This is a genomic window from Proteiniborus sp. DW1, from assembly GCF_900095305.1.
In the GTDB taxonomy this organism is placed as follows: Bacteria; Bacillota; Clostridia; order Tissierellales; family Proteiniboraceae; genus Proteiniborus.
Genome location: NZ_FMDO01000045.1, coordinates 22206 through 28699, shown reverse-complemented (window position 1 = coordinate 28699; position 6494 = coordinate 22206). Strand labels below are relative to the sequence as shown.

Annotated in this window: 7 protein-coding genes and 1 riboswitch; of the genes, 6 read left to right on the top strand and 1 reads right to left on the bottom strand. The window is 32.4% G+C overall.

Annotated features, from left to right (window positions below; genetic code table 11):
• The first annotated feature begins 28 nt into the window (after positions 1 to 28).
• From DW1_RS12145 to DW1_RS12135, 4 genes are all read left to right on the top strand, one after another.
• Positions 29 to 577, top strand: coding sequence for a rubrerythrin family protein (locus tag DW1_RS12145; protein WP_074350894.1), 549 nt, complete (start codon positions 29 to 31; stop codon positions 575 to 577).
• Between the two features lie 136 nt (positions 578 to 713).
• Complete coding sequence (locus DW1_RS15950) at positions 714 to 848, top strand: hypothetical protein (RefSeq protein WP_278335759.1); 135 nt, start codon at positions 714 to 716, stop codon at positions 846 to 848.
• 207 nt (positions 849 to 1055) lie between these two features.
• Positions 1056 to 2969, top strand: a complete 1914-nt coding sequence (gene abc-f, locus DW1_RS12140; protein WP_074350893.1) for a ribosomal protection-like ABC-F family protein — start codon at positions 1056 to 1058, stop codon at positions 2967 to 2969.
• Positions 2970 to 3045: 76 nt separating this feature from the next.
• On the top strand, positions 3046 to 3279 hold the full coding sequence (locus tag DW1_RS12135) for a hypothetical protein (protein ID WP_074350892.1): 234 nt from the start codon (positions 3046 to 3048) through the stop codon (positions 3277 to 3279).
• A 113-nt stretch (positions 3280 to 3392) separates the two neighbouring features.
• On the opposite strand, the gene DW1_RS12130 is transcribed toward DW1_RS12135, so the two are convergent.
• Positions 3393 to 3917 carry a folate family ECF transporter S component gene (locus DW1_RS12130; protein WP_074350891.1) on the bottom strand — a complete coding sequence of 175 codons (525 nt, stop codon included), beginning with the start codon at positions 3915 to 3917 and terminating at the stop codon, positions 3393 to 3395.
• A 66-nt stretch (positions 3918 to 3983) separates the two neighbouring features.
• A riboswitch (THF riboswitch) is annotated at positions 3984 to 4077 on the bottom strand.
• A 204-nt stretch (positions 4078 to 4281) separates the two neighbouring features.
• Here DW1_RS12130 and DW1_RS12125 point away from each other — a divergent pair.
• Together DW1_RS12125 and DW1_RS12120 are read left to right on the top strand one after the other, a co-directional pair.
• Complete coding sequence (locus DW1_RS12125; RefSeq protein ID WP_074350890.1) at positions 4282 to 5001, top strand: PrsW family glutamic-type intramembrane protease; 720 nt, start codon at positions 4282 to 4284, stop codon at positions 4999 to 5001.
• Positions 5002 to 5083: 82 nt separating this feature from the next.
• On the top strand, positions 5084 to 6325 hold the full coding sequence (locus DW1_RS12120) for a CapA family protein (RefSeq protein WP_159433590.1): 1242 nt from the start codon (positions 5084 to 5086) through the stop codon (positions 6323 to 6325).
• Positions 6326 to 6494 lie beyond the last annotated feature (169 nt).

The window sequence follows — 6494 nt, the reverse complement described above, 5'->3', positions numbered from 1 at the left end:
AATTTAAAAATAATAAGGGGGTTTTTTTATGAACGATATGACAGCTCAAAACTTAAGATCAGCTTTTGGAGGAGAGAGCCAGGCTCACATGAGATATAAGGCTTGGGGAGACAAGGCTTTAAAAGATGGCTTTCCAACTGTAGCTAAGCTTTTTAGCGCCATATCCTATGCAGAAGAAATACATGCAAAGGGACACTTTAGGTTGCTTAAAGATGTAAAAGGCGACTTTTTAGTTGCTTCTGGGGCAGGTTTTGGAATAGGAACTACATCAGAAAACCTTCAAGGAGCAGCTGATGGGGAGCTTTTCGAAGTCAATCAGATGTATCCAGCATATGTAGCTGTGGCAGAAGCACAAGAAGAAAAAGCAGCAGCAAACCTAATGAAGAGTATAATAGAAGCAGAAAAAACACATGCTGACCTATACCTAAGGGCAAAAGAATATACAGATGCAGGAAAAGATGCGGAGTTCACAAATATACATGTATGTGAAGTATGTGGATATGCAGCAGAAGGAGAAATGGTAGACAGATGTCCTATCTGTAATGCAACAAATGATAAATTTAGAGTATTTGAATAGTACATATATAAGTCTACCAAATTAATGAAAGGTAGTCAGATAAATAAATTTGCCATGAGGGGTTGCAGAAATTACTTATTGCCAAAATAATAACCATATGATAAAATAAAGAAAATAAATGTTTGGAGGTGTAAAGATGAGAAACTTGAATTTAGTTGGCATTGCTTTAGACAGATTACCATTGATATTAACAGCAAATATTCTAAACCAAGGGGGTAGTGTGTCTAAAATTAAATATTATGTCAACCAAATGCAAGTAAATCGTCTTTAAAACCAAAAACATATTGTTTTGTATAATATGCCTAGGTAAGGATTTACTTGCCTAGGCTTTTTATGATCTAACCCGATTTGTCGAATGCTTTTATTGGAAAATCGATGGTAGGTCAAATGCGCGTACACCAAATTTATATATTTTTTACTCCAAAGCCTAGGCAAAGATTTACTTGTCTAGGCTTATTTTTGATTAAGGAGGAGTAAAATGATAGACATTAGTTTAAATGGAATAAGTAAATATTATGGAGCAAATAAAGTATTAGAAGAAATTACATTTGAAGTTCACACTGGTGATAGAATAGGACTAATAGGAAAAAATGGGACTGGAAAAACTACTATACTTAAAATCATTGCAGGTATAGAGAATAGTGATGGTGGTGTGTTGTCCATAAGAAAAAATGCCACCGTAGGTTATTTGGCTCAGATGCCTGATTATCCTAAGGAATATAAGGTTATAGATGTACTTAATATAGCATTTGAAAAGCAAAATCAGATTAAATTTGAAATGCGTCAGCTTGAAGAGAAGATGGCGGATTGCAGTGAACATAAATTAGAGAAGGTAATGAAAGTCTATGGAGAGTTGCAGCTTACTTATGAACACATAGGAGGATATGAAACTGAAGAAAAACTAAATAGGATATGTGTAGGTCTCAAGTTAACAAATACTATGCTAGAAAGAAGCTTCAGTGATTTAAGTGGTGGGGAGAAGACTACAGTGATGCTAGGGATGATGCTACTACAAAATCCAGATATACTTCTTTTAGATGAACCATCAAATCATCTTGATTTAGAGTCTATTGAATGGCTAGAGGAATTTATTAAAGAATATAAAGGCTCAGTTTTAGTCATATCTCATGATAGGTATTTTTTAGATAATATAGCAACTAAAATAGTTGAAATAGAGGCTAAAAAGTCAAGAACTTATGCTGGTAACTATAGCCTTTATGTTCAGCAAAAAGAAGAAATGCTAAATCTTCAGCTTGAAGCCTACAAAACACAGCAGAAAAAGATAAAAGAAATGGAAGAAGCAATAAAGAGATTTAGACAATGGGGAGCTATAGCAGGAGAACAACCTATGTTTAAAAAAGCAGCAAATATGGAAAAGCGAATTAAAAGAATGGATAAGGTTGAAAAGCCAATCTTGGATCAACCAAAAATTAAAGTTAATTTTACTCGTGGAGATAGGTCTGCTAATGAAGTAATATCCATAAAGGGACTTTATAAATCCTTTGGAGACAATGGCATAATAGAGAATCTAGACTTAAGCGTTAGATACAAAGAAAAATTATGTATATTAGGCAAGAATGGTTGTGGCAAATCCACACTGATAAAACTTTTACTCAACAAGTATACTCAAGATTCAGGAGAAATTACCATAGGTTCTAGGGTTAGGATAGGATATTTAGAGCAGGAGATCTTATTTGAAGACGAAGAAAAGACAGTATTAGAGACAATCAATGATTATTTTATGGTGCCTGAAGGAGAGGGAAGAAGAATTTTAGCAGGATTTTTATTTTATGGAGATGATGTATATAAAAAAGTAAAAAACCTTTCTGGAGGAGAAAAAAGCAGGCTTAGACTGTGTATTATGATGCAAGAAAAAAATAATCTCCTTATACTTGATGAGCCTACTAATCATTTAGATATTGATTCTAGGGAGATGTTAGAAAAGGCCTTAGAGAATTTTGATGGGACTATAATCTTCATTTCACACGATAGATACTTTATAAACAAGCTTGCAGAAAGAATAGTAGAATTAGATAATAAAAGACTAACTGAATATTTAGGAGACTACAACTATTACAAAGAGAAAAAAGTAGAAATTAAAGCTACTTTAGAAGCTCATAAAAATGAAGCTCCAAAAATAAAATCAGTAGAAAAGAAACTAAAAGGCAATAACAAAATTAATTCAGAAGCTGAAGAAGTAAAAAGAAGAAAGGAAATATCAAATCTTGAGGAAGAAATGGAGGAACTCGAAAACTATATTTCTCAGATAAATATTCAAATGGAAAAGGTGGCTTACGACCATGAAAAGCTAAATGAACTTTATATTGAAAAAGAAGGCTTATCAAAAAAATATGACAATTTGTTAGCTAAATGGGTAGAATTAAGCTCATGACGAAGTGAAGTTACTTATAAGAATATTATGATCCATAAAAGCAAATACTAACAAAAAGCTTATGGAAGGTGATTTTGTGGAAGATAATAGAACCATACAAGAAATTATCAATCAGTTAAATATGATAGAAAAGGAACATCAGCATATTCTAGAGCATGTAAACAGTATAGATTTGTTGATGACAGATGATAATAACGGAAGAGTTAAGGATGTTGATATAGGGAGGAAGCTAGATACTTTAAAGCAAAAAATTGAAGATGTAGTTGAGACCTCCAATGAGATAACCTCAATTCTTAACCAACAAATGTAAGACTGTACTTATTGGTATGGTTTCACACTTATTAAGGGAGTATCAATACCTACGTAAAAAATAGGATATGATACTCCCTTATAGTTAGCTTACACTAATATAACTATTAAGAATCAACACCTATGAGATGTTCTGAGAGCTCCTGCTTTATGCAAGGATTGTACTAGTATTTTCAGTATTATAGAATATAAAGGTACATTAACTGCTTGTTTTCTTGCTGCATTTAACATAGTAGCTATAAAAGGATGTCCGAATAGTACTTGCCTAAAATATGGAACCAAAAGAACACTTGTTATAACTTGTCCAACAAGGATAGATATGAATATCTTCCAAAGTTTTGGATTAGCTGTATCATTTTTCAAAACCTTCACTAGTAGACCTGGTATAACTCCAGTAAGCGCAGACGTTAAAACAAAATGTGGCATAAATGTACCTGTTGGTCTTACTATGAAGCTAACTACATCACCTACTGCTCCTACTATACCACCAACAATAGGTCCAAGTACTATACCGCCGAATATAATTGGAAAACCACCAAAGTTAATAATTCCTGGTATAGTAATAATCCTAGATAGTACTACATTTAGAGCAATGAGAAATCCAGAGATAACAATAGTACTAGTATTAATTTTTTTCATAAAAAAACCTCCTTTCATAGATGATATGACAGACTGCCAAACCAGAAAGAAGATATTACTGATTTTGACAGCGAACGCAATAATATGTCGCAAGCATTTGCTTTTCGTTCAAAGGCGACGTTCCATCCTTTGACACTTTACGCATATTATTTACTCTGCCATTATTAAAACAAAGTTTATTTAGATGACTTTGTTAAATTTTACATATAAATTATATCATAGTATTGCTTTTATACAATTTAAGTTTTTGTCACTTTCAGTTATGTTGGAGTACTACTAAGTTAAAAAGCTATTGGATACTAAGCAAATTATCTGAATTAATATCATCTCTATATCAAATAATAATCATATTAACTATGAAAGGATGAGCAAATTGAATACAAGACTATTTATTATTGCAGTAATTCCAGCTGTTTCAATAGCTGTTGCAGTATATTTAAGTGATAGATATGATAGGGAGCCCATATCTCTTTTGTTTAAAACATTTATTTTTGGAGCCTTGTCAGTTATCCCGGTTATAGTAGTTGAGAGGTTTCTTTCTATGTTCAATGTTTTTACAGGATTATTAGGTGCAGCCTATACTGCTTACATAGTGGCAGGTTTTACAGAGGAATACTTTAAAAGACTTGTAGTAGTCAAACTAATGTGTAAAAACAAATATTTTGATGAAAAGCTAGACGGAATAGTGTATGCTGTTTTTTCAGCTTTAGGCTTTGCAACAGTAGAAAACATAATGTATGTAGTATTTAGATTTAGTTACAATCCATATATAGGGTTATATAGAGGAGTGTTATCTGTTCCTGCTCATGCTATCTTTGGGGTTACAATGGGATACTATCTATCATTAACAAAGTTTGCTACAAATAAAGCGAGAGAAAGAGCAAATTATAGAAAATCTCTATATATGCCAATGCTTTTACATGGAACCTTTAACTTCATTCTAATGGCAGGAGTGCCACAAGTAGGAGTAGTTATTGCCATATATGCAGTATACTTATGGATAACTAATCAGAAAAAGCTAAACACATATATATTTGATTCGTATTCAAGGTTTGACAAATTAAATAACGATAAGGAAGAATAATATTAGAGAGCTATGGAAAAATACTGAGAAATAATATAAAATGGAAAAGAGAACAATATTTTTCCAAAAGGAGAATGATTTGATGAACAAAAAAAGAATAACTCTAGGCATAATTATCTTATTATTTTTTACTTCCTTATTATCCGCAGGTTATGTTCTAGATAAGCTGAAGCCTAGTATAGCAAATGAAAATAATATAGAAGGAGTTGACAGTAGCACAGGAATAGATGGAAGTGCAGATGATATTATAGTTCCAGAAGAGAAGGAAGAGGAAAGTCCCGCTAATATAGAGATTACAATTGCTGCAGCTGGAGATATTATGTTTCATTCTTCTCAGATACAGGGAGCCTATAATCCTGAAATAAAAGAGTATGACTTCAATTATTCCTTTGAGCATGTGAAAAAGTATCTTGAGAGCGCTGACTTAGCTATAGGAAATTTTGAAACTGTTACTGCAGGTGAGGGATATAAGTATCAAGGATATCCTACATTTAATTCACCAGAATCAACTATAACAGCACTTAAAAATGCTGGATTTAATGTGCTTTCTACAGCAAATAATCATAGTATTGATAAGGGGAAGGTTGGCATAATCAATACAATAGATAATATAAGAAAACATGGGCTTATAAATGTAGGTACATATAAAGAGCCTACTGAAGATATTCTTATACAAGATATTAATGGCATTAAGGCTGCTATTCTGTCTTATACATATGGATGTAATGGTTTAGAAGTATTACTCACGCCAGAGGAATTAAGTTACATGGTAAATATCATAGATGAAGAAAAGATAAAGAGCGATATAGAAAAAGCTGATTTAGCTCAGGTAGATACAACAATAGTAGTTATCCACTGGGGCAATGAATATCAAAGAGAACCATCTAGTTATCAAATTGAACTAGCTAATAAAATGATTGAATGGGGAGCAGATATAATATTAGGCAGTCATCCTCATGTCATCCAAAAGTCAGAGCTTAGAGAGTACAATGGGGAAAATAAATTTATTATTTATTCCATGGGTAATTTCATATCAAACCAAAGGAGAGAAACACTTGATATTGGAAACAGAAAATATACAGAGGATGGAATCATAGTTAGACTTACTTTAGAAAAAGATTTTTCGCTAGGAAAGACTATTATAAAAGATGTTGATTATGTACCTACATGGGTTTATAGATATAAGGAGTTAGACGTTCATAAGCATGTAGTACTTCCTACATCAGAATATATGGAACAAGAAAATGATAAATTTAGCAAAGAAGTTCTTAGCAGACTTGAAGAATCATATAATAATACGATTGAATTAATGGACCAGAGATAATAAATTCTCTGGTTTTTTATGACCTAACCCGATTTCCTCAACGCTATATCTGTTTCGCAGCAGTTCATTTAGCAGCAAAACCAAAATTATTATCACAAAAATCGGCCTGGATGGACCAGTACTTTGTAGCTAGGATAATGCTCATGATGCCCCATATTTGAAGACTACA